Origin of the sequence: Planktothrix paucivesiculata PCC 9631 (assembly GCF_900009265.2) — a bacterium.
Classification (GTDB): domain Bacteria; phylum Cyanobacteriota; class Cyanobacteriia; order Cyanobacteriales; family Microcoleaceae; genus Planktothrix; species Planktothrix paucivesiculata.
The window spans coordinates 84,420-106,092 of record NZ_LR735014.1; the positions used below are offsets into that span (position 1 = coordinate 84,420).

The window sequence follows — 21,673 nt, forward strand, 5'->3', positions numbered from 1 at the left end:
ATTGAGCAAAATTTACTATAAGTACCTAAACAAAATTAATTGCATATTCTTGACCTAAATTTTCCAGCACTTTTTTCAGATATTTAATTAAGCTTGACCAACTGGCATAAGCATCGACTTCAATCCATTCATATTTAATAAATTTCCATAAGATTTCAATTAAATTTAGCTTAGGTGAGTAGGTGGGTAGCCAAAATATTTTTAAATTCTTTTGCTCCCATTCGGATAATTTGGAGAGAAAGCGATCGCTGGTATGAATTGAAGCTTGATCGAGAACAACCACAGTAGGTTTAGTTAGAGTATCACTAAATTTATCTAAAAATTTAATCACCGTTTCACTATCAATTGTTTGGAGGTAAATTTCCGAAAATAATTCATTTCTACAATTCATTAATCCCAGCACATTTATTCTTTTACTTTGAGAACTTTTGAGAATTATTGTGGAATTTTTCTCTTGCCAACCATAAGGAATGTAAGGCGTTAACGAAAATCCACTTTCATCTAAATATCTTAAATCAATTTCGCCTTTTTTATCTTGTTCTTTCAGCTTCAATAATTCTGGTGTTTTCACCTCTAACTCCCATTCATCAGGGGTTTTGCTTAATCCCCTTTTCATTCTTTGACCGGTCATATTCAACTTTTTTATCATTCTTTTTATGGTTTCTTTACTCACCTTAATTCCCCAGTTTTTATGAATTTTTATAACCACCTTATTGAGATTTTTAGGTTCGGCTTTTACCCACTCTTTTACTTCTGCTATTTGTGATGGGCTTAATTTTGCTTTTCTCCCCCTTCCTTTTTCATTATATAGACCGACAAATCCACTTTTTTCCCATCGAGTTACCCAATTATATAGAGTTCTTCGGCTGATTCTAAATATTGTTATTAGTTGCTCGGGAGAAAACCCCTGATAAATCAGGATTATACATTGGGCTCTATTTCTTACTTGAGGAAATTGGCTTGAGCAACTTATTCTGTTTAAAAGTTTGAACATTTCGAGATTCATTTCTTTCAGTAATATCATGGATTTTCGAGATTTAGAGTGTTTTTTTAGTATAAATCATTATTTTCTAGTTATGTAATTAATTTTGTTTAGGTACTTATTTATAAACTGGTTGAATTAAATACCTCGGAGACTTTTAAGTTTAATTCTTTAAGTCCAGGAGAGACAACTAAATCATCGTTGGTAAAATTACCGATTTCCCTATAGGTATCTCCAGTTAGTTCTAAGACTAAAATGGTTTGAGTTTGAGGATCAACAATCCAGTATTCGGGAATGCTACAATCTTGATATTGTAATTTTTTGGCGATGTAATCTCTCTCTCTTTGGATTTCTCCAGGACTAACCACTTCAATGACTAATAAAGGTGGTGACATGGAAAGAAGAATGGTATTTCTCTTGGAGAGTAATTGAATATGTTCTTCTCGAATAATGGTCAAATCAGGGTAACGGTTTTTCGGTTCACCTCTGACTTCTAATTCTAAGCCATGACCTCTAACTCTATCAGTTCCTAGTATTAAAGCAAAAACCAAAAAAAGGCGATTAGCAATTTGAAAGTTAAGTCCAGATTCTGGTGGCATTTCTACCAATTCTCCATTAAATAATTCACAGAGTTTTTCTGAATTATCGTCATATTGCAGATATTCAGCAAAGGTTTGAAAGCGAGGTTTCGTGATTAACATCAATTTGACTCCGTTTTAAATGATTTATAATAATAAAGTCTAATATTTTCTCGTTTTTTATAACTCCAACATCAAAGGCTTGTTGATGATTGCGCATAAACTGTAGTCTTTGTTCTTTAATTCTATCTTTTTGGATTACATTAGCTATCATAAAATGAGAAGAAGACCCCAACCCAATGCCACTGGGGTAGTAAGCTGTTGGCTGGGGTTCATCTCTCGAATAAGACTCTAACCACCAACCCCAAAAAGATCTAAGTCTCGTCTTGTTCAAACCCCGTGCCAGGTATCCGAAAGCCTCGAATTAACAAGGATTGTGCGTCAATTCGTTGATGCGAACCGTGCGCCTTGGCAAGTAGAAAAAGAGTTTTGACATTTTTTGAGGTGAGTGTTAGAATCAAGGGGACTATTCCGCATCGTCGCCCGCAAAAAATCTACCAAAATTCGCAGGATGCACGCTCCGCATCGTTGGTTGCAAAAGCTTGACACATCATTTTCTCATTGAAGCCTAGGGGTGTCAGCCCTGTACCATCCACTGAGGAAGTGGTATTAATTTCCCGTTGTACGGGTGCGGTTTGTTGGGGTTTGATGTTTTTCTTTGTCATGGTTTGTGTCTCCACATTTTGATTAAATTAGGTTAACTGTAAACTGCTTTTGAGTTTGTTAAGATTCTCGCAACAACTCTTGACAAAATATTAAATATTTGAGTGTGAGTTTCTGTCTGCAATTAATCCCACAAATACTCACCCGATTATGTTAGGCTCAAATAACAAAATTTATACGACAAATGCCCAAAAAAGTTGGAGAATTGAAACGAATGTTACAGAAAGCAGGATTTACACTCTTACCTAAACGGGGAAAAGGTAGTCATTCTTACTGGATTCATCCACTTTTATCAAAACCTATCGTTCTCTCCGGTAAAGACAGCAATGATGCGAAAATCTATCAGGAAAAAGATATAATGGCAAGCATAAAAGAACTAGAACAAGGAGATGAATAATGAATGATCGAATAATGAAATATAGTATTTTGATTCAGTGGTCTGAAGAAGATCAAGCTTATATTGCTAGTTTGCCTGAGTGGGGACAATATGCGCGGACTCACGGCGAAACCTATGAAGAAACACTAAAAAATGCGAAGGAAGTTTTAGAAGATTTAGTGTATGGTTATGAGAAAATAGGAAGATCTTTGCCAGAACCAAAGACATTACAGGTCGCTTGAAAAGGCTGGATCTGATCAATTTGCAATCTACCCATAATAGCGGCTTGTAGGGGTTTGAGGTTTTTCTTAGTCATGGTTGTTTGTGTCTCCAGATTAGTTGAAGTTTGACTGACTGGATGATAATCTGATGCTATGCTGGTGGTTGAGTCTTTGTAATGATTATTAACAATGATTGTGAGCAAATAGGTAAAGTTTCCCCATAAGATAATGCTGGCGAGAGCTTCTAATGTAAACTAAAATTATTTGCTCGATAACTATAACCATGCCTGATTTAATTACTATTCCTGGAATACCTGAACTTTGGACTCATACTAAAGGAGATTCTCGGATTAAAATTGCTATTCTTGACGGTGCGGCAGACTTAGAACGTGCTTGCTTTAAAGGTGCAAAGATTACTCAATTTAAACCCTATTGGTCAGAAGATATTGAACTCAATGATGAGTATTATCATTATCTGAAATTATCTACAGACTTTAACCAAAAACAAAAAGCTAAAAAAGAAGACCCCGACTACGATAAAGACGAAGCAAAAAAAGAAAGAGAAGCCTTTTTTAAAGATTTCCCTAAAGCCATTCAGAGACGGATTGAATTATCTAGTCATGCGACCCATATTGCTAGTACCATTTTAGGACAACATGGCTCTCCTGTTGCTGGTATCGCTCCTAATTGTACAGCGATTAATATTCCGATTTCCTTCGCTGGAGATTTTTATTTCCTTTGTAAATCTTACCCATGCTATTAACGAAGCCTTAAAAGCTGAGGTCAATATTATTCATATTGCTGCTTGTCATCCTACTCAGTCAGGAATGGCTCAAGAAATCTTTGCCCATGCTGTGAAACAATGCCAAGATAGTAATATTTTAATTGTGGCTCCGGGTGGTAACGATAAAGGCGAATGTTGGTGTATTCCTTCGATTTTACCCGATGTTTTAACAATACGTGAGTTCGATGGAGTTTGATCGCCACACCCTTCGGCTGACGCTCACGGCGAAGCCACAAGCTGTAAGTTCTCAGGCGGGAAGTGAAATTAGCTTGTCAGTTTTAATGTTTATTTAATGCGCGGGAAATTTGAGTTTATTCAAAATGATAAACTGGTTGTTTAATCTCATACAATGATGGCTTTTCAGGTTGATAAGTATAAGCAATCATTCCGGCTACTAAATTCACCATAAAATTACCTACACTTCGATGTCTTGTATGTTCAATTTGGCATAAGTTTTTCAGTTGATCATTCACTGATTCTATTATACCTCTTTTTCTTAATTTCATTTTATCTGACCACAACATTAGTTTATTTTTCATGTTTTTCTTCAGCCTAGTTATCAGTTGTAAACCTTTTTCATGTAATTGCTTAAATAATTTTTCGGAAATATATCCCTTGTCTCCAAAAATTTTTCCCACAATTCCTTCTGTTAATTCTGGGACTACTTTTCGGTCATCAACATTAGCAGGTGTGACTTGAAAATTTAAAATTTCCCCATAGTCGTTGATGATTAAATGTAACTTAAATCCAAAATAAAAGCCAATTGAACTTTTCCCCCATTCCGCTAGTCCAGCAAAGACTTTATGGCTATTTGCTCGATTTTCATGACAGACCTTTAAGGCGGTCGAATCGATAAAACTTGTTCCAGTTACCTCGCCTTTACAACAATATTCAAAGTAACAACATAGTGCTAATAAAGCATAAGACATTAACTCAACAAAACGATTATAACTGACTAAGTTAGGCATAGCTTTTGACCAATATGCCATTACTTGTAATCGGTAAAAGTCTTTAAATGTTCGGTAACGTGAACCATGAAATCCGATCAATATTGTCATTATTTCACTTAAAGTCAAGCGGGTTTTGGGTCGGCTTTGACCCACCACTTCTGGTAACAACATTTGTGCCAATAAGGGTTCAAATACTTGACAAAAGTCATCCAGGTCACAAAAAACTTTTGTTATGTCTAAGTGTGATGCTCTGTGATCCATAAAAGCCTCCTTAATTGTCTAATATTTGCTGGTTACATCTCTATTTTCCCACGCTTACTGATTAGATCATATGCCCAATAGTCGTCTGTTTTGTCGCGATCGCCTGCCCAGTAGTCGTCTGTTTTATCGCGATCGCTTGCCCAGTAGTCGTCTGTTTTATCGCGATCGCCTGCTCAATAGTCGTCTGTTTTATCGCGATCGCACTCCATCGAACTCACGTTAACAATGGGTGCAATGCGTGATGATGGACAACCTTTTAAATTTAGTAATTATGGTGGTGACTATCAACAAAAAGGGGTAATGGCTAACGGTGAAAATATCTTAGGAGCCGAACCCGGGACGGATATTCCGATTCGTGAAAAAGGGACAAGTTGTGCCGCTCCTATTATTACTGGAATTTCGGCTTTATTAATGAGTATGCAGTTACAAAGAGGGGAAAAACCTAATGCTGAAACCGTCCGTCAAGCTATTTTAAAAAGTGCTATTCCCTGCGACCCTAAAGAAGTAGAAGAACCAGAACGCTGTTTATTAGGAAAACTAAATATTCCTGGGGCTTACAACTTATTAACAGGAGAACTATTAACAACAGTTGAAATTTCTAAAATTAGATCATCAGAAATTAATATTCCGGTTAATACTGTTACTTCTATTAAGAGAATAGAAAACACCATTAACAGCCCATTACTAACTTTACGTGATGTCGTTACTCCTAGCAGTTCTTCAGCCGTAGCGGTGGCTAATATTACCACGAGTCAACCCATTAATGGTATTACCGCTAGTGCAGCTTCTAAACTGGTTTATGTTTTAGGAACCATTGGTTATGACTTCGGGAGTAAAGCCCGAAGGGACAGTTTTAAACAATTAATGCCCGCCGTAGAAATTGATGGTACAACGATTCCTGCTAATCCTTATGATGCTTCTCAAATAGTTAATTATTTAGCCGAAAATCCCTCAGAAAGTAAATCTTTAATTTGGACAATTAACCAAGAATTTAACCCAGTTTATGCCCTGGAAGTTAAAGGCGGATTTGCGGCTGATGTTTATGAAATGTTAAACTTAATGTTAGCTGGACAAATTGAACCAGAAAGCAGTGATGATTATATTGAAAGAGTGAGTATTCCTGGTCAAATTACCGATAAAACAATTACCCTATTTTCTGGTCAAGAAGTTCCCGTAATTACGATTAATAATATTAGAGGAATGTACGCTTGGAAAGTCAACGGTTTAGTGGATGCTGCTTTACAAACCCTTTCTGAAGAACTAGCCGACGCAGAGGAAATCAGAATGCGAAAATCCCTGAGTAGTTTCCTGAAACGAGTTTATTTTGATTTACAAAACTTAGGGAAAACTTCTAAAGATCGGGCTTTGAATTTTGCCGCAACTAACGCTTTTCAAGCCGCTTCTAGTTTTGCCCAAGCTGTTTCTACCGGGATGGAATTAGATACAATTGAAATTGAAAAAAGTCCTTTCTGTCGGATTAATAGTGATTGTTGGGACGTGAAATTAAAGTTTTTTGATCCTGAACGGGGTTTGAGAGCCAAAAAGGTTTATCTTTGGTTCTTCAGTATCTAGTATGCTAAAATCATAGTTAATAAAATCAATAAAGACAAAAAATATATCTGGCGATGGCTGAAAATCTTTTTCCGGTTGACAGTTAAGCGATATGTGGTGTTAACTAAAATCAGAAAAAGAGTAAATTCAGGGTAAAGGGGTAACAATGGCTTCAAACAGGGAAATTAAAATGCTCACAGAACTTCTGGGGCTAGAAGGAGTAAAAGTGGGAACACGCCATCAACATAAAGGGATTGGAATAATTTTAGAGATAGAGACAATCCATCAGGAAAGTATCTGTCCTCGTTGTGGGGAAAAAAGCCATAAATTACATCAAAATCATCGATATCTAATTAAAGATTTACCTTGGGGAGAATCTCCAGTATTTTTGGAAATAAATAGACGACAGTTCAAATGTAAGAAATGTAAAAAGCCATTTAGTGAGGATTTAGATTTTGTCGGAAAAAGAAGGACTTATACAAAAAGATTGGCTGATAGAATCCTACAAGAAGTTTTAGAAAAGGATATAAACAGTGTGGCAAAAAAAGGGTTAGTCACAACAGAAGAAATAGAAAGGATGTTAAAAGACGCATCATCAGAATTGGCGAATTTTAAACCCACCCATTTAAAAAGGCTAGGAATTGATGAAATAGCATTGATTAAAGGAAAAGGAAATTATTGTGCAGTTTTAATAGATTTAGAGAAGTCGGAATTAATTGCCATTCTCGAAAAAAGAACACAAGAAGAAATCAAAAAAGTGTTGATGGGGTGGGGAAGAGAAGTGTTAGAAAAGATAGAAGAAGTCAGCATAGATCTGTGGAAAGGATACAAAAGTTTAGTCTTAGAAATCATGCCAAATGCTCAAGTTGTAGCGGATAGATTTCATGTGATGGTACAAATCAATCAGGAGTTAGATTGGCAAAGAAAACAAGAAAGGCGGAAGGAAGAAAATTTGCTAAAAACAGCAAAGTCCGAATCGGAAAAAGCCAATTCTGAAAAAGTTTTAGCCGGATTGAAGAAGAGTAAATACGCTCTCTTGAAGAATGAAAAAGATTTGAATGAACAACAAAGCCGGAAACTAGCGGAAGTGAAAGAGGTTTCTCCTACCCTAAAAAGTATGCAGGAATTCAAAGAAAAAATTCGTCAAATTTTTGAGGAAAAAAATGATTGGTTAGGGGGATTATGGCAATTGGGGATGTGGTTAGATGAAGCTAAAAAGTATTTCCCGAAAAGTCAAAAGACAATTATTCGATGGCTAGATGAAATTATTGCGTACTTTGATCATAGAACAACCAGTGGAGTAGTGGAGGGAATTAATAACAAGCTGAAACTGATTAAACGTTCGGCTTATTGATTCAGAAATTTTAAAAACTTTCAAGCAAGATGTTTACTTAATTGGCATTTTAACTAAATTTTTAGCATACTAGATACTGAAGAACCTTATCTTTTTACCATTGATGTGAGTTATATGATTCCAGTTACGTTAGGGCAAGTTCGTTCTTGGTCTGTACCCAAATAGATATGGGTCACTATTATATCTAACTGATGCGGGTTGGGTGTTGACGATTAAGTAGGGGTAATTCATGAATTACCCCTATTTATCAGTTTTTAGACGCATAACTCAAGGGTTAATAAACCTGACCATCGGGCATCGTTGTACCATGCAAAATGGCATTCTGTAAATCTACTCCAGTGAGTTTAGCATTTCGCAAACTGGCGCCTGTTAAATTCGTTCCTTCCAAACAAGCTCCATCTAAATTAGTCCCCCACAAATAAGCACCTTGAAGATTAGCTCCGGTTAAATTGGCGCCGGATAAATCGGCTAAATTCAGATTAGCTCTACTCAAATCTGCATTTCTCAAATCGGCGTCGCGGAGGTCGGCTTTCATTAAATTAACTAAAACAAATTGCGATCCCTTTAAGATACTTTCATGCAAATCTGCCTGTTGTAAATTTGCTCCTTCTAAGTTAGCGCATCGCATTTGAGCCGATTGTAATGTAGTTCCTATAAAGTTAGCACCGGACAATTTTGCCCCACTCAATTTAACGTTATTCAGGTCTAACCCACTAAAATCAATTCCTTCTAAGTCTAACCCATTGAGAAAGGCACTATTCAAGGTGACTCCATTTAACTGTGCCCCTCTTAAATTTGCCCCACTTAATCTAGCTCCCGTTAAATTTGCCCAGTTTAAATTAGCTTTTTCTAGGTTAGCAGACCGGAGATTAATTCCCCTTAAGTTCGCGCCACATAAATTCACCCCGCTTAAATTAGCCCGGAATAAATTTACAGAAAATAGAATAGCACCACTCAGTTTTGCATTCGTTAAATCAACGCAATTTAATTGCGCTCCTTGGAGGTTAGCTTTAGTTAAATCAGCTTCAATTAAATTGCTGCCTTTGAGTTTGGCATAGGTTAAATTAATTGCATATAAAAAGGCTCCATTCAAGTTAGAATTCAGCAGGAAACAGCGTTCTAAACACGCTCTAGCTAAGGAAGCATCTTTTAAAATTGAACTGGATAGGTTAGCTTGATTGAGGGTAACTCCAATTAAATTTTCTGCTGTGAGATCTGAGCCTCTAAAATCCCGTTCTCCCTTAATATATCTATCAACAATTTGATTATTTTTCATGGTATTATCCTCGAAATCTATTCAAAAAATAATGCAGAGAAAATAACTTATTACCAGAAAATTTTGCTGAATAATTGATTTACTTAATCAGGGTTAAACTTTAATGATTAGCGGCTGATTAAGATTGATGAAATATCCAATATTTTCCTGAAAAAAGTTAGTCAATGTTAGAATGAGACTAAGTTTATTTGAACGCCGACTTTGATCAATCTGACTAAAATCACCGGGAAAAAGATTGATGCAAACCGATCTAGTTTTTGTTCAATACTTGCTGGATTAGGTTTCTATTCTTAGTATACAATAACCATTAATTATAATTAGGTGTTTATATAAATTTTTGTAAATGCTTTGAATTCTTGAAAAATAGAAATTTTTTGGATATTATAGCACTCTATCAATTGGATTAACTGTCGGGAGATAAAAAAGCCCGATTTCCGTAGGAAACCGGGTTTTACGTGAGAATCTCCTAACCGCAATCCAGTTTCCCTAACGGTCAACTGAACCCATAATAATATCGATACTCCCGAGAATTGCTACGAGGTCAGCGATTTTTTCTCCTCGAACTAATTCTGAGAGAATGGGTAAATTGCAGAAATCCGCGGCCCGAATTTTGAACCGCCAGGGAAAGACATTATCATCCCCAATGATATAAATACCTAGTTCCCCTTTGCCACTTTCAATTCTTACATAATGTTCCCCTTTGGGAATTTTGAAAGTTGGGGCGATTTTCTTGCCAATAAATTGATAATCAAAACTATTCCATTCGGATTTCGGCCCGCCCATCATCCGTTGGGCTTCTAAATTTTCGTAGGGGCCACCGGGAAGGGCATCGAGGGCTTGATATAGGATTTTGAGGGATTCGCGCATTTCCCGAATCCGCACAAAATAGCGGGCTAAACAGTCTCCGGCCGTTTCCCACTGCACATCCCAGTCCAACTCGTCGTAACATTCATAGTGGTCAACTTTGCGTAAATCCCACTTCACCCCGGAGGCGCGCAACATGGGGCCGGATAATCCCCAGTTAATCGCCTGTTCCCGGGTAATTGTGCCTAAACCCTCAATCCGACGTCGGAAAATCGGGTTATTGGTAATTAAGCGTTCGTACTCGTCAATTTTAGGCCCGAAATAATCGCAAAAATCCCGACATTTCTGCACCCAACCATAGGGTAAATCGGCGGCGACTCCCCCAATGCGGAAATAGTTATTATTGACCATCCGGTATCCGGTAGCCGCTTCCCAGAGATCATAAATGAGTTCCCGTTCTCGGAAAATGTAGAAAAACGGAGTTTGGGCACCGACATCGGCCAGGAATGGGCCAAGCCATAGGAGGTGATTGGCGATGCGGTTGAGTTCGAGCATAATTACCCGAATATATTGCGCCCGTTTGGGGACGGTGACTCCGGCCAATCGTTCCGGGCCATTTACCGTGACCGCTTCGTTGAACATTCCAGCGGCGTAGTCCCAACGACTAACATAGGGAACGTACATGACAACGCTGCGACTTTCGGCGATTTTTTCCATACCGCGATGCAGATACCCTATCACGGGTTCACAGTCCACCACATCTTCCCCATCCAGGGTGACAATTAACCGTAAGACCCCGTGCATGGAGGGATGGTGTGGCCCCATGTTCAAGACCATGGGTTCTGTGCGGGTTTCAATTCTACTCATACTTTTATCAGTGTTCCCTAACGCGGATTTATGGCTTTCTTGGGATTTTTGTTTCAATTGCTTAATATTATAGGAATACTTGGATAGTCTGAGATCGAAGTCTTAGCAAAAAATACTGGCAAGGGTCTGTACTTCCCCAGAAACCGGGTTTCTGAAACAGAATTTTGATTTTATCCATTAAATTAGCCCAGAAACCCGGTTTCTTAGCTGGTGTAGGATATATGATTAGGTTGTTAGCGATCGCAATTTTATTAATTTATATCTATTGAAAATACTCTATGAACACACCACCCGTTAAAATTGTTGAAGTTATTAATAAGAAAAGGACGCACAATGGTTGAAAAATTAATTATAGACAACTTTGCCGGAATTGAACACTTAGAAATAGAGGTTAAGAAGATTAATATTATGATTGGCCCTCAAGCCAGTGGTAAGAGTGTTTGTGCCAAATTGTTATTTTATTTTAAAGAGTTTGTATCTGAGCTAATTAATTTTGTTGAAAATGAAAAAACAAAACGTCAATTTGACTCTTTTTGCTCTTATAAATTTAAAGAGTATTTTCCGCCTAAGTTTTGGGGAGATCACAATTTCAATTTAAGATATGAAATTGACAATCATTTTATTAAAATCTCTCGGAATAAATCTAAATTTAATGTGATCATTAGTTATTCTGATTCCTATAAGTCTGCCTTGAATAATTTACGCATGATTCATCGTAAAGTAAAAGATGAAATACTTGAAAATCCTAGTTTTATACATAGTAATTTTCTTGTTTCTAGTTCTTTAGAAACAAAAAATTATTGTGAAAAAATTTTAGGAAAAGAATCTACATATTATCAATCTTTTATACCCGCTATCCGTTCATTTTTTGCACATATAGAAAAAAATATTTTTTTGCTTTTATCACATCGAGAATCGTTAGATCCGTTCATTGAAAATTTTGGGAAGTTATATGAAATTACGAAACACTTTTTGGATAGAAATGAATTGAAAATTGAACAAAAAATACTTACAAACGGACAATTAACACCCTTGGTTGAAAAAATTTTATGTGGTAAGTATTTTCATGAAAAAGGAGAAGATTTTTTAGAAACTTCAGATGGTAGAAAAATTAGCATTTCTACTTGTTCATCAGGTCAACAAGAAACACTCCCATTAGTAATTATATTATCTACGATGCCATTTATACAATCTATCATGCCATTTATACAACCTATTGTTGGAGGTCAAACCATATATATTGAAGAACCAGAAGCCCATGTTTTTCCAACTGCTCAAAAATATATTGTTGAATTAATAGCTACTGTTTTTAATACTAACCCTGATGGTCTTCAATTTTTTATTACCACCCATAGCCCTTATATTTTAACCGCAACTAACAACTTACTGCAAGCGGGTTTAATTTATCAGGATGCTAATGATCAAGTGATCGAAAAACTGGAAAAAATTGTTCCTCGCTATAAAACTTTATTAACAAAAGATGTAGCGGTTTATTCTTTAATGGATGGTTTCTGCAAATCCATTATTTCTGAAGAAACGGGATTAATTGATACCAATATTATTGACTCTGTTTCTGAAGAATTAGCTATTGAATTCGATCAACTTCTCGACCTTATTTAAGTGCGATATGAAAAAGCGTTTTCCAGAGTGCGAAAAAATTGTATATGATCAACGAATAACTCGTAAAGAAAATCAGAGTCAAATTATTATTGAAAATCCGAATCAATTTAAAGTTTGTGTAATTGAGGTTGATGGATGTGCAATTAAAGAAGGTTTGCGTTGTGATTATTTGGTTATTCCTGATCAACAGGATATCAAAAAAATTATAGAAATCTATATTGAGCTTAAAGGGTCTAAAATTTCGCACGCCATTGACCAACTAGAAGCAACCCTCAAAAAACTTTCTGATGACCCAGCTAAACAAGAAAAGGTTTGTATTATTATATCAACCAGATGCCCTCTCACAACAACTGAAATTCAAAAGTTTAAGCTCAAGTTCAAAAAGACATATAATGCTAAACTAGAAGTCAAGAATATGACTTATACTTATTGTTTAAGCTAATATCATTAATTATAGGAATAATTACATTGTCTGAAATCGAAGTAGTGGAAGAAAACAATCAAACCGCCTTTCTCCATATTCCAGTATTGAGTCGGGAATTAATTGCGGGGTTAGAAATTCGTGCGGGGGGGGAATATCTGGATGCAACAGTAGGCGGTGGCGGACATAGTTTATTATTATTGCAAGCCGGGGAGAATATCCAGTTAACAGCAATTGATCAGGATAAAGAAGCGATCGCCGCCGCCCGGGTTAAATTTGAACAAGCCGATCCTTCTCTACTGGAAAGGGTGCAGTTTTGGCAAGGCAATTTTGCTGAATATCAGCCCAAATCTAAACAATTTGATGGAATTATAGCGGATTTAGGGGTAAGTTCCTATCAGTTTGATCAGCCAGAAAGAGGGTTTAGTTTTCGCCATACCGCCCCTTTAGATATGCGAATGAATCAACAACAATCTTTAACGGCGGCGGAGATTATTAACCATTGGGATGAGAAGCAATTAGCGGATATTTTTTATCAGTATGGGGAAGAAAGGTTATCCAGACGCATTGCTAAACGAATTGTAGAAAAACGCCCGTTTCAAACTACAACGGATTTAGCCTATGCGATCGGCGGTTGTGTTCCGGCGAGTTATCGTCACGGACGAATTCATCCGGCTACCCGTGTTTTTCAAGCATTAAGAATTGCAGTAAATCAAGAGTTAACTTGTTTAGAAAAATTTATAGATCAAGCCCAATATTGGTTAAAACCTGGAGGGAGAATTGGGGTGATTAGTTTTCATAGTTTAGAAGATAGAATCGTTAAACATCGGTTAAAAGAGTCTCCTATTTTACAGGTATTAACTAAAAAACCGATTCAACCCCAACCCGATGAACTAAATAATAATCAGCGTTCTCGTTCAGCTAAATTAAGATTAGCAGAACGAAAGATAATAGAATAACGTAGAGAGGCTCCAAAACAGACGCGCCATGGCACGTCTCTACAGTCCGAAATGCGCGTTCAGGGGATTAGGAATTAAGTTAACACCCATGGGGAAGACCCCGCCCCTAGTATTGTTGTAATTTGGGGTAATTTATGCAACGGGCTATAGTTGCTATAATACCAAAATTGAGTTAATAGTTTATCTCCCATGCTTATGAACATTCTCAAAAAATATTCTGTATTTATTCTGCTGGTGATTGCGATTTTGATCGCTCCCGTTTCGACAATAATTACCTCCGCCCAAACCCCCAACACTTTGCAAACTCAAGTTATCGAATATCGTCAAGGAGATGCGGTTTTAGAAGGCTATTTAGCCTATGATTCCTCACAAACCGGGAAACGTCCAGGGGTGTTAGTTGTGCATGAATGGAAAGGTTTAGATGAATATGCAAAAAAACGCACGGAACAACTGGCTAGTATGGGTTATGTTGCCTTTGCTGCCGATATTTATGGTAAAGGAATTCGACCCCAAACCCCAGAGGAAGCGCGAACTCAAGCCACTCTTTATCGCAGTAACCGGACGTTATTACGAGAACGGGTAAATGCCGCTTTAACAGAACTTCGTAAACAACCTCAAACTGATCCCAAAAAGTTAGCCGCCATTGGCTATTGTTTCGGAGGAACAACGGTTTTAGAATTAGCCAGAAGCGGTGCAGATGTGGATGGGGTGGTGAGTTTTCATGGTGGTTTAGATAGTCCTAATTCTCAGGATGGAAAACAAATTAAAAGTAAAGTTTTAGTCTTACATGGGGCTGATGATCCGTTAGTTTCTCAAGAAGATATTAAGGCATTTGAGAAGGAAATGCGAGCCGGGAATGTAGATTGGCAAATGGTGAATTATGGTGGGACAGTTCACAGTTTTACCAATCCTAAAGCCGGGAATGATCCCTCGAAAGGGAGTGCTTATAACCCGGCTTCTGATCGTCGTTCTTTTGAAGCTATGAAACTATTTTTTGAGGAGATTTTTTAAAGAAACCGGGTTTGCAAATAGCCACCCAATCAGGATCGGGTGGCTAATAACTATTCCCAATTTGTAATTCGTAATTTGTAATTCGTAATTCGTAATTCGTAATTCCCAATTTTAGGAGTTAAACCATGGTTTTAGCTAAAGTGGCTAAGGGTAAACCCGGAGGATAAATTCCTTCTTCCTTAATCCGGCGAATATTAGCATCGGGAATTGGCACTTTCAGATAGCTGGCTACCGATCGCACCACATCCCCGCGATCAATAATTCCAGCCACGGCTCCGGCGGGAGATAATACCGTAATTCGACGTAATTCTTGGTCTTCCATCAGATTAATTACCTCCACCAATGAGGCTTTTTCCGATACCGTAATCAGTTCATTCAGAGGTTGAAGAATTTGATTTAAGGTTTGACTCTCCCACTGACTGCGCTCAATTACCCGCAAGGCTTCCACGGAAACTAACCCCCGATAACGACCATTAGAAGATGCAAAATACACCGGAATAGTTTCAACCCCAATTAAATATTCATCGGCGAATTGACGTAAACTTAAATCCGCATCTACCACTCGAAATTCTCGGGTCATGGTATCCCCCGCTTTAATATTAATTAAAGCTTCTTGGAGATCGGTAACTCGATTATAGGAAGCGGCATTTTGTAAGACAAACCAACCAATTAAAGCAATCCATAAACCGCCATAACTTCTAGCTAAAAAAACCGAAGATAAGCCTAAAGAAATCGCTAAAATACCTAAAAACTGTCCGGTTTTTGCCGCCCAACGGACTCCAGCTAAACGATTTCCGGTAATTTTCCAAACCGTGGCTTTAAGTACCTGTCCCCCATCGAGGGGTAACCCAGGAATTAAATTAAATATTCCTAAAACTAAATTAATTCGAGCTAATTCCCCAACCACCGAATAAATTAAACTAGAACTGGGTAAGAGTTGGGCGACAAGATTCAGAATAAAAAATAAGCTAAAACTCACCAGGGGGCCAGCGATCGCCACCTGAAATGCTTGGCCGGGGGTTTTTGATTCTTTGTCAATCGCAGCCACTCCCCCAAACAGAAATAGAGTAATCGAGTTGACTCGAATTCCCTGGGATTGGGCTACCAAACTATGGCCCAGTTCATGTAACAACACCGAAGCAAACAACAAGATTGCAATAGCTAACCCAGCAACCCAAGATAAAGTTTGCCCCCACTCCGCATAACTCTGGCGATTGGCAATCGTAAACAGCACCACAATTACCAACCAAGAAGAATCAATAAAGAAGGGAATCCCAAATAACGATCCAATTCGCCAACCTGCCTGCATGAGATGTCTTTGACTCCGTTTATTTCATTCTAACGGTCTGATGTCTGTGATCATCGACCCGGGCTAAAAAATAGTCTGGAAAATTGCGACAGCCTTTACGGTATGATTGGGGTCAATAGAAACATCTATCTAGTCAAACTTTAGCCTGGTTTGGGCAATGCCATTGTTAGGAGGAACAAAGTAAGTGATTAAGGTCGCAATCAACGGTTTTGGACGGATTGGACGTAACGTTTTACGCTGCTGGTTAACTCGGGAAAATAGCAATTTAGAGTTTGTGGGCATCAATGATACTTCCGAGCCCAGTACCAATGCTCATTTGCTCAAATACGATTCTATGCTCGGCACACTCAAAGGCGTTGATATCAAAGCCGATGAGAATTCCATTATGGTCAATGGCAAAACCATTAAGTGTGTTTCCGATCGTAACCCATTAAATCTGCCTTGGAAAGAATGGGGTGTGGATTTAATTATTGAATCCACCGGGGTATTTATTACCGAGGAAGGCGCTTCTAAGCATATTACCGCCGGAGCCAAAAAAGTCCTGATTACCGCTCCTGGAAAGGGAGAAGGCGTCGATACCTTTGTGGTAGGTGTGAATCACCTTGACTACAATCACGATCAACACCGGATTCTGAGTAATGCCAGTTGTACCACAAACTGTTTAGCTCCCTTTGCCAAAGTGCTGCATGAAAAATTCGGCATTGTCAAAGGCACAATGACCACAACCCACAGCTACACCGGAGATCAGCGTCTTTTAGATGCCAGCCACCGGGATGTCCGTCGGGCGAGAGCCGCTGCGGTTAATATTGTTCCGACTTCTACGGGTGCGGCAAAAGCCGTTGCTTTAGTCATTCCTGAACTCAAAGGAAAACTCAACGGGATTGCTTTCCGGGTTCCCACTCCTAATGTCTCCATTGTGGACTTAGTGGTACAAGTCGAAAAGAAAACTTTCGTCGAAGAAGTCAACTTAGCTCTAAAAGAAGCGGCTGATGGCCCCATGAAAGGGATTCTGGAATATAGCGATCTGCCTTTGGTGTCTTCTGACTACAAAGGACACGATGCTTCTTCTATTGTGGATGCCAGCTTAACCATGGTGATGGACGGCGACATGGTGAAAGTGGTTTCCTGGTATGACAACGAATGGGGTTATAGTCAACGGGTGGTTGATTTGGCCGAATTGGTTGCTACTAATTGGAAAGATTAGATTGAATTTGGAGAGCGGTCGCGTTTCGAGTTGTGAAACGCCCCACTCCTGATTTGATCATCGAAAGTGCTGAAATCCTTGACTCAAGGATAGTTTTTCAACGGTTGAGGGTTCAGCATCATCTATTAATAGAATATCGGGGTTAGCAGTAATTTCGCCAATGATAGTGGCGGTTTTTCCTAATTGTTGAATCAGCTTTTCCGCTCCATCCGCAGTCACAGACAATACCAGTTGAAAATCTTCGCCCCCATACAAGGCCCAATAAACGGCTTTTTCAGGGGAAACAAAGGTTTTTAAGGCTTGAGAAATCGGAATTTGAGGACGTTGGATTTTGGCCCCAACTTGACTTCCTCGACAAATTTGGACAATCGCATCGGCCAGTCCATCGCTACTATCCATTCCCGCAATAGTTGTGTCGGGATGGGCGTCTAAAAATCTTTGCAATTTCGGGACAATATCTAAGCGGGGTTGGGGTCGTTGATGGGCTTGAATTAGGGATAAACGCTGATCAGAAGTTAATTGGGCTCCCAATTCGGGATGGAGGAGTAATTCTAATCCAGCGCGAGAGTCCCCATGATCTCCAGTCACAATAATTTTATCCCCAGGACGGGCAACCGAACGCCGAATTGCTAATTTTGGGTTAACCCTTCCAAAAGCAGTAATAGAAATACAAGTTACCGCCGACCGACAAATATCACCGCCCACAATCGGCGTCTGATACTGATTTAAACAGGTGGTTAATCCTTGATAAAGTTGTTCAACCCAGTTAACGGTTTTGTTGCCCGTGATCCCTAAAGCGACAGTAATTCCGATGGGAAAAGCACCCATAGCCGCCAGGTCGGATAAATTAACCGCAGCGCCACGCCAACCCACATCAAAAGCTGATGTAGTGCGATCGCTAAAATGTACTTCATCTACTAACATATCCGTGGTAATCACTAAGGATTCATCCCCACAAACCGCCAAAATTGCCGCATCATCCCCCACAATTTCCGAGGGACAAAAACCCTTAACAATTTCCAGTAAACCCTGTTCTCCAATATCTTTAATTAGCATCGTAAATCAGTTATCAGTCATCAGTCATCAGTTATCAGTTGTTAGTCATCAGTGATGAGTCATCAGTGATGAGTTATCAGTGATGAGTTATTAGTCATCAGTTACCAGTTTATTACCCATTCATAATTCGTAATTCGTAATTCGTAATTCGTAATTACACTAATGCTCTTAATAAAGCCTGTAACTTTAACTGAATTTCAGCCACTTCTTTTTCCGGTTCTGAACCTGCAACAATTCCGGCTCCTGCATAGAGTCTAGCACGATTTCCGTCTAATAAAGCCGAACGAATCCCCACTACAAATTCCCCATTTCCTTGATGATCAATCCAACCAATGGGGGCGGCATAAAGAGAGCGATCAAAACTTTCATAGTGATGGATATGTTGTTGAGCAATATCTCTAGGAGTTCCCGCCACGGCTGGAGTTGGATGGAGTTGTGATATAATTTCTAATAGATGAATATTGGTTGAAACTTGACATTTAATCGGTGTCCAAAGGTGTTGAATATTGGTGAGTTGTCTTAAACAAGGTAAATCCGTTAAATCTGGGGTTAAACCCAAACTTAATAACCGTTCGATAATAAAATCTACTACTACTTGATGTTCTCGCAAATTCTTTTCACTATTGAGTAATTCTTGACCTAAATTAATATCTTCTATCGCTGTTTTTCCGCGAGGGGCTGAACCCGCCAAAGCATCAGTAACTAATTGATTATTTTTCAGACTAATTAACCGTTCTGGACTAGCCCCAATAAACTGTTGACCCTTGCCATTTCCCGTGGAAAAAATATAGCAATCGGGATATAAAAGTCTTAAATTATTTAAAGAATGAATTAAATTAAATGGCGTTTTAGCTACCACATCAATCGGTTGAGAAAGAACTAATTTTTTTAAAGATTTAGATTGAATTAAATCTAAAGCAGAATTCACAGACTGTTTAAACTGTAAATAGGGTTTAGGATCGGTTTCTACTTGTTTTGTTAATAATAAACTAGAGGTTTCTGCTGAAACTGAAGGAATCGAGGTTTTTTCTAAAGCATTAATTTGTTGACTTTTATACCAGACATCACTCAAAATATTTTCAATTTTAGAGTTTTTCTTTAAAACAATATTAACGATCAAAATACAGCGATTTTTTTTTCTAATTACTTGCCATTTAGGTAAAAATATGGTAGCAGGAGGGAAATAAACTTTCTCTTTCTCCAGTGCGTTACTTTCTAGGCAATTTAAGGATAAATTAGGCTGCAAATATTGATCAAAAAAAGTAAAACTACAGCAAAAATAAGGCTTAGGTAAATAGTTACTTTTAGAACCAATAATAACGGTTTTATCTAAACAAGATTGAATAAATTTTTGCGCTTCAAAAAACCTATTTTCCCCAGAAGTTGTGAATTTAAGAGCCGTATCAACCGCCACAAAGGACTCCTCAAATTGAGGTTTTTCAAAATAAAAATGAATTAAATTAGGATGATAAAATTGCTGTAAAATTGCTAAAGGATCAATCCATTGAATTTCATGGGCAATACTCAGAATTTTAGTCTGATAGTCCTTTAATCCATAATTTTGAAACTCTAACAAAAAACGATGCAGTTCTTGGCGATCTTGCAATAACGGGGTTGCAGAAGGAAAAACTGACATATAAAAAAGGAACAAAAAAAGGTTAAAACAGGGAAAACTGTCACCGAAAAATCGTTAACTTATGTTATTTTAATATATTTTAACTACTTTCAGAGCGATTTACCCCTTATACATAATCTCCCCTATAAAAATATTGCCCTCAGTCTGTAAAAAAAGTTCATAATTGTTGACCCATTCCGTCGCTTCCCCTCGTTTCCAAGGGTGGGGTACACCAAACACCCGCGCCACCCTTTCCCCACTGCTCCTGGCGGCTATTCGTCAGGTCAATATTAGATTAAACCTTTTTGACGTTCTCTAGCCTGATCAGATAATCTTATGGGACAATAAACCAGTCAAGATTTTAAATCCTTTTTATATGACCACAGAACTGATTGCAACTTCAAAAAATAAATTATGGTTAGCGGCGATTAAACCCCCAATGTACAGTGTAGCAATTATGCCCATTTGGGTGGGAACTGCTGTTGCTGTCTTTGAAACTTCTACAATCAATTGGAATATTTTTACCACCTTTATCGCGGCGGCTATTTTAATTTTAGCCTGGGAAAATATTCTCAATGATGTCTTTGACTCGGAAACTGGAATTGACAAAAATAAACATCATTCTTTAGTCAATTTAACCGAAAATAAATCTTTGATTCTTGCCCTGGGGAATAGCTGTTTAGCCCTGGCAATTTTGGGTCTATTAATGATTTGTTGGTGGCAACAGGATTTAACGGTTTTAGGGTTAATTCTCCTCTGTTGTGGCTTAGGTTATTTATATCAGGGGCCACCCTTTCGTTTGGGTTATCAAGGTTTAGGGGAGTTTTTATGTTTCTTTGCCTTTGGGCCCTTGGGAGTTTCTGCCGCCTATTATAGTCAAACTCAAAACTGGTCTTGGGTCTGTTTGGCTACATCAATTATTGTGGCAATTCCGATTACTTTAGTTCTGTTTTGTTCCCATTTTCATCAAGTAGATGATGATATTACCGCCGGGAAAAAGTCTCCGATTGTTCGTTTAGGAACAGAACGGGGTGCACAACTTTTACCCTGGTTTTGTGCTAGTATTTTTACGCTGACGGGTGGATTTGTCATCAGGGGAATATTCCCGATTTGGACTCTCCTGAGTTTTGTGGCGATTCCTTCTGCTATTAAGCTCTGTCGCCATGTTAGTCAATACCATAATCAACCAAACTTAGTCAGCAATTCCAAATTTATTGCCATTTCTGTTCAGTTTTGGAGTGGTTTACTTTTAGGAATGGGCTTTATTTTACATTAATTTAATTTATTTTTAGGGTGGGTCAATTCCACCCGGAATAAAAAAAGCAAATAGAGGTTAAATAATCATGCAATTTATTCCCTTAATCGGCAGAACATTTTTAGCAACAATTTTTATACACGCTGCTATTAATAAAATCTTCGATTTTGCCCCTACTCAAACCATGATGACAGAAAAAGGATTACCCTTTGCTGGAATATTATTAGGAGGAACAATTGTTTTTCAAATTTTAGGCGGATTATCTTTAGTATTAGGATATAAAACTCGTTTAGGTGCTTGGCTTTTAATACTATTCTTAATTCCAACAACTGTAATCTTTCATAATTTTTGGGATGTTCCCGCAGAAAAAATTGATTTCTTAAAGAATTTATCGATTATGGGCGGGTTACTGATGATTACCTATTTTGGGGCTGGGCCAGTTAGCGTTGATGAACATATTACGATGAGTAATACCGATTTTACCGAATAAATTTAT

23 protein-coding genes are annotated in these 21,673 nt (G+C 38.0%); 14 read left to right on the forward strand and 9 right to left on the reverse strand.

Features of this window, described 5'->3' with window-relative positions:
- Positions 1-25: 25 nt before the first annotated feature.
- The 3 genes from PL9631_RS11470 to PL9631_RS11485 form a co-directional block, all read right to left on the reverse strand.
- Positions 26-1,024, reverse strand: a complete 999-nt coding sequence (locus PL9631_RS11470; protein ID WP_083620411.1) for an IS630 family transposase — start codon at positions 1,022-1,024, stop codon at positions 26-28.
- 80 nt (positions 1,025-1,104) lie between these two features.
- Positions 1,105-1,683, reverse strand: coding sequence for a Uma2 family endonuclease (locus PL9631_RS11475; protein ID WP_083620413.1), 579 nt, complete (start codon positions 1,681-1,683; stop codon positions 1,105-1,107).
- A 431-nt stretch (positions 1,684-2,114) separates the two neighbouring features.
- Complete coding sequence (locus tag PL9631_RS11485) at positions 2,115-2,285, reverse strand: anacyclamide/piricyclamide family prenylated cyclic peptide (protein ID WP_083620416.1); 171 nt, start codon at positions 2,283-2,285, stop codon at positions 2,115-2,117.
- A 212-nt stretch (positions 2,286-2,497) separates the two neighbouring features.
- On the opposite strand from PL9631_RS11485, the gene PL9631_RS11490 reads away from it, so the two are divergent.
- The 4 genes from PL9631_RS11490 (at position 2,498) to PL9631_RS26120 (ending at position 3,860) form a co-directional block, all read left to right on the forward strand.
- Positions 2,498-2,680, forward strand: coding sequence for a type II toxin-antitoxin system HicA family toxin (locus PL9631_RS11490; protein WP_331281261.1), 183 nt, complete (start codon positions 2,498-2,500; stop codon positions 2,678-2,680).
- Complete coding sequence (locus PL9631_RS11495) at positions 2,680-2,901, forward strand: type II toxin-antitoxin system HicB family antitoxin (RefSeq protein ID WP_083620419.1); 222 nt, start codon at positions 2,680-2,682, stop codon at positions 2,899-2,901. The genes PL9631_RS11490 and PL9631_RS11495 overlap by 1 nt, the downstream gene beginning before the upstream one ends.
- 262 nt (positions 2,902-3,163) lie before the next feature.
- On the forward strand, positions 3,164-3,643 hold the full coding sequence (locus tag PL9631_RS11500; RefSeq protein ID WP_197046341.1) for a S8/S53 family peptidase: 480 nt from the start codon (positions 3,164-3,166) through the stop codon (positions 3,641-3,643).
- A 64-nt stretch (positions 3,644-3,707) separates the two neighbouring features.
- Positions 3,708-3,860, forward strand: a complete 153-nt coding sequence (locus tag PL9631_RS26120) for a hypothetical protein (RefSeq protein ID WP_197046342.1) — start codon at positions 3,708-3,710, stop codon at positions 3,858-3,860.
- Between the two features lie 115 nt (positions 3,861-3,975).
- Here the strand turns inward: PL9631_RS26120 and PL9631_RS11505 are convergent, their stop codons facing one another.
- Positions 3,976-4,875 carry an IS982 family transposase gene (locus PL9631_RS11505; RefSeq protein ID WP_083617988.1) on the reverse strand — a complete coding sequence of 300 codons (900 nt, stop codon included), beginning with the start codon at positions 4,873-4,875 and terminating at the stop codon, positions 3,976-3,978.
- Positions 4,876-4,945: 70 nt separating this feature from the next.
- Between PL9631_RS11505 and PL9631_RS11510 the strand changes: the two genes are divergently transcribed.
- The 3 genes from PL9631_RS11510 (at position 4,946) to PL9631_RS11520 (ending at position 7,780) form a co-directional block, all read left to right on the forward strand.
- On the forward strand, positions 4,946-5,098 hold the full coding sequence (locus tag PL9631_RS11510; RefSeq protein ID WP_156090468.1) for a hypothetical protein: 153 nt from the start codon (positions 4,946-4,948) through the stop codon (positions 5,096-5,098).
- A 2-nt stretch (positions 5,099-5,100) separates the two neighbouring features.
- Complete coding sequence (locus tag PL9631_RS11515) at positions 5,101-6,447, forward strand: PatA/PatG family cyanobactin maturation protease (protein ID WP_083620422.1); 1,347 nt, start codon at positions 5,101-5,103, stop codon at positions 6,445-6,447.
- Between the two features lie 145 nt (positions 6,448-6,592).
- Positions 6,593-7,780 carry an ISL3 family transposase gene (locus PL9631_RS11520; protein ID WP_083620425.1) on the forward strand — a complete coding sequence of 396 codons (1,188 nt, stop codon included), beginning with the start codon at positions 6,593-6,595 and terminating at the stop codon, positions 7,778-7,780.
- A 274-nt stretch (positions 7,781-8,054) separates the two neighbouring features.
- Here PL9631_RS11520 and PL9631_RS11525 read toward each other — a convergent pair whose 3' ends face one another.
- Positions 8,055-9,056 (reverse strand): pentapeptide repeat-containing protein, encoded by a 1,002-nt coding sequence (locus tag PL9631_RS11525; protein WP_083620427.1) that lies wholly within the window; start codon positions 9,054-9,056, stop codon positions 8,055-8,057.
- 486 nt (positions 9,057-9,542) lie between these two features.
- Entirely contained in the window at positions 9,543-10,727 is a 1,185-nt protein-coding gene (locus PL9631_RS11530) for an NAD(P)H-quinone oxidoreductase subunit H (protein WP_083620430.1), read from the reverse strand.
- Between the two features lie 333 nt (positions 10,728-11,060).
- Here PL9631_RS11530 and PL9631_RS11535 point away from each other — a divergent pair, with 333 nt between their 5' ends.
- The 4 genes from PL9631_RS11535 (at position 11,061) to PL9631_RS11550 (ending at position 14,738) form a co-directional block, all read left to right on the forward strand.
- A complete protein-coding gene (locus PL9631_RS11535; protein WP_083620432.1) occupies positions 11,061-12,347 on the forward strand; it encodes an AAA family ATPase in 1,287 nt (428 codons plus the stop codon).
- 7 nt (positions 12,348-12,354) lie between these two features.
- Positions 12,355-12,789 carry a hypothetical protein gene (locus tag PL9631_RS11540; RefSeq protein WP_083620435.1) on the forward strand — a complete coding sequence of 145 codons (435 nt, stop codon included), beginning with the start codon at positions 12,355-12,357 and terminating at the stop codon, positions 12,787-12,789.
- A gap of 26 nt (positions 12,790-12,815) precedes the next feature.
- A complete protein-coding gene (gene rsmH / locus PL9631_RS11545) occupies positions 12,816-13,727 on the forward strand; it encodes a 16S rRNA (cytosine(1402)-N(4))-methyltransferase RsmH (protein WP_083620437.1) in 912 nt (303 codons plus the stop codon).
- Between the two features lie 195 nt (positions 13,728-13,922).
- Entirely contained in the window at positions 13,923-14,738 is an 816-nt protein-coding gene (locus PL9631_RS11550) for a dienelactone hydrolase family protein (RefSeq protein WP_197046343.1), read from the forward strand.
- Positions 14,739-14,856: 118 nt separating this feature from the next.
- On the opposite strand, the gene PL9631_RS11555 is transcribed toward PL9631_RS11550, so the two are convergent.
- Entirely contained in the window at positions 14,857-16,047 is a 1,191-nt protein-coding gene (locus tag PL9631_RS11555; protein WP_083620444.1) for a site-2 protease family protein, read from the reverse strand.
- Between the two features lie 184 nt (positions 16,048-16,231).
- Between PL9631_RS11555 and PL9631_RS11560 the strand changes: the two genes are divergently transcribed.
- Entirely contained in the window at positions 16,232-17,251 is a 1,020-nt protein-coding gene (locus tag PL9631_RS11560; protein ID WP_083620447.1) for a type I glyceraldehyde-3-phosphate dehydrogenase, read from the forward strand.
- Between the two features lie 57 nt (positions 17,252-17,308).
- Here the strand turns inward: PL9631_RS11560 and thiL are convergent, their stop codons facing one another.
- Entirely contained in the window at positions 17,309-18,307 is a 999-nt protein-coding gene (gene thiL / locus PL9631_RS11565) for a thiamine-phosphate kinase (RefSeq protein ID WP_083620449.1), read from the reverse strand.
- 154 nt (positions 18,308-18,461) lie between these two features.
- The gene (locus PL9631_RS11570) at positions 18,462-19,943 is read right to left on the reverse strand and encodes an isochorismate synthase (protein WP_083620452.1); all 1,482 of its coding nucleotides are present in this window, start codon (positions 19,941-19,943) and stop codon (positions 18,462-18,464) included.
- Positions 19,944-20,298: 355 nt separating this feature from the next.
- Here PL9631_RS11570 and menA point away from each other — a divergent pair, with 355 nt between their 5' ends.
- Positions 20,299-21,198, forward strand: coding sequence for a 2-carboxy-1,4-naphthoquinone phytyltransferase (gene menA / locus PL9631_RS11575; RefSeq protein ID WP_083620454.1), 900 nt, complete (start codon positions 20,299-20,301; stop codon positions 21,196-21,198).
- A 67-nt stretch (positions 21,199-21,265) separates the two neighbouring features.
- Positions 21,266-21,667 (forward strand): DoxX family protein, encoded by a 402-nt coding sequence (locus tag PL9631_RS11580; protein WP_156090527.1) that lies wholly within the window; start codon positions 21,266-21,268, stop codon positions 21,665-21,667.
- Positions 21,668-21,673: the final 6 nt, after the last annotated feature.

Bases quoted from the DNA above. Each gene is read 5' to 3' on its own strand.
- PL9631_RS26120 (WP_197046342.1), top strand. From the start codon at position 3,708: ATGGCTCAAGAAATCTTTGCCCATGCTGTGAAACAATGCCAAGATAGT.
- PL9631_RS11520 (WP_083620425.1), top strand. From the start codon at position 6,593: ATGGCTTCAAACAGGGAAATTAAAATGCTCACAGAACTTCTGGGGCTA.
- PL9631_RS11510 (WP_156090468.1), top strand. From the start codon at position 4,946: ATGCCCAATAGTCGTCTGTTTTGTCGCGATCGCCTGCCCAGTAGTCGT.
- PL9631_RS11505 (WP_083617988.1), bottom strand. From the start codon at position 4,875: ATGGATCACAGAGCATCACACTTAGACATAACAAAAGTTTTTTGTGAC.
- menA (WP_083620454.1), top strand. From the start codon at position 20,299: ATGACCACAGAACTGATTGCAACTTCAAAAAATAAATTATGGTTAGCG.
- PL9631_RS11580 (WP_156090527.1), top strand. From the start codon at position 21,266: ATGCAATTTATTCCCTTAATCGGCAGAACATTTTTAGCAACAATTTTT.
- PL9631_RS11550 (WP_197046343.1), top strand. From the start codon at position 13,923: ATGAACATTCTCAAAAAATATTCTGTATTTATTCTGCTGGTGATTGCG.
- PL9631_RS11535 (WP_083620432.1), top strand. From the start codon at position 11,061: ATGGTTGAAAAATTAATTATAGACAACTTTGCCGGAATTGAACACTTA.
- PL9631_RS11470 (WP_083620411.1), bottom strand. From the start codon at position 1,024: ATGATATTACTGAAAGAAATGAATCTCGAAATGTTCAAACTTTTAAAC.
- PL9631_RS11475 (WP_083620413.1), bottom strand. From the start codon at position 1,683: ATGTTAATCACGAAACCTCGCTTTCAAACCTTTGCTGAATATCTGCAA.
- PL9631_RS11495 (WP_083620419.1), top strand. From the start codon at position 2,680: ATGAATGATCGAATAATGAAATATAGTATTTTGATTCAGTGGTCTGAA.
- PL9631_RS11515 (WP_083620422.1), top strand. From the start codon at position 5,101: ATGGGTGCAATGCGTGATGATGGACAACCTTTTAAATTTAGTAATTAT.
- thiL (WP_083620449.1), bottom strand. From the start codon at position 18,307: ATGCTAATTAAAGATATTGGAGAACAGGGTTTACTGGAAATTGTTAAG.
- PL9631_RS11540 (WP_083620435.1), top strand. From the start codon at position 12,355: ATGAAAAAGCGTTTTCCAGAGTGCGAAAAAATTGTATATGATCAACGA.
- PL9631_RS11490 (WP_331281261.1), top strand. From the start codon at position 2,498: ATGTTACAGAAAGCAGGATTTACACTCTTACCTAAACGGGGAAAAGGT.
- PL9631_RS11555 (WP_083620444.1), bottom strand. From the start codon at position 16,047: ATGCAGGCAGGTTGGCGAATTGGATCGTTATTTGGGATTCCCTTCTTT.
- PL9631_RS11500 (WP_197046341.1), top strand. From the start codon at position 3,164: ATGCCTGATTTAATTACTATTCCTGGAATACCTGAACTTTGGACTCAT.
- PL9631_RS11525 (WP_083620427.1), bottom strand. From the start codon at position 9,056: ATGAAAAATAATCAAATTGTTGATAGATATATTAAGGGAGAACGGGAT.
- PL9631_RS11485 (WP_083620416.1), bottom strand. From the start codon at position 2,285: ATGACAAAGAAAAACATCAAACCCCAACAAACCGCACCCGTACAACGG.
- PL9631_RS11570 (WP_083620452.1), bottom strand. From the start codon at position 19,943: ATGTCAGTTTTTCCTTCTGCAACCCCGTTATTGCAAGATCGCCAAGAA.
- PL9631_RS11530 (WP_083620430.1), bottom strand. From the start codon at position 10,727: ATGAGTAGAATTGAAACCCGCACAGAACCCATGGTCTTGAACATGGGG.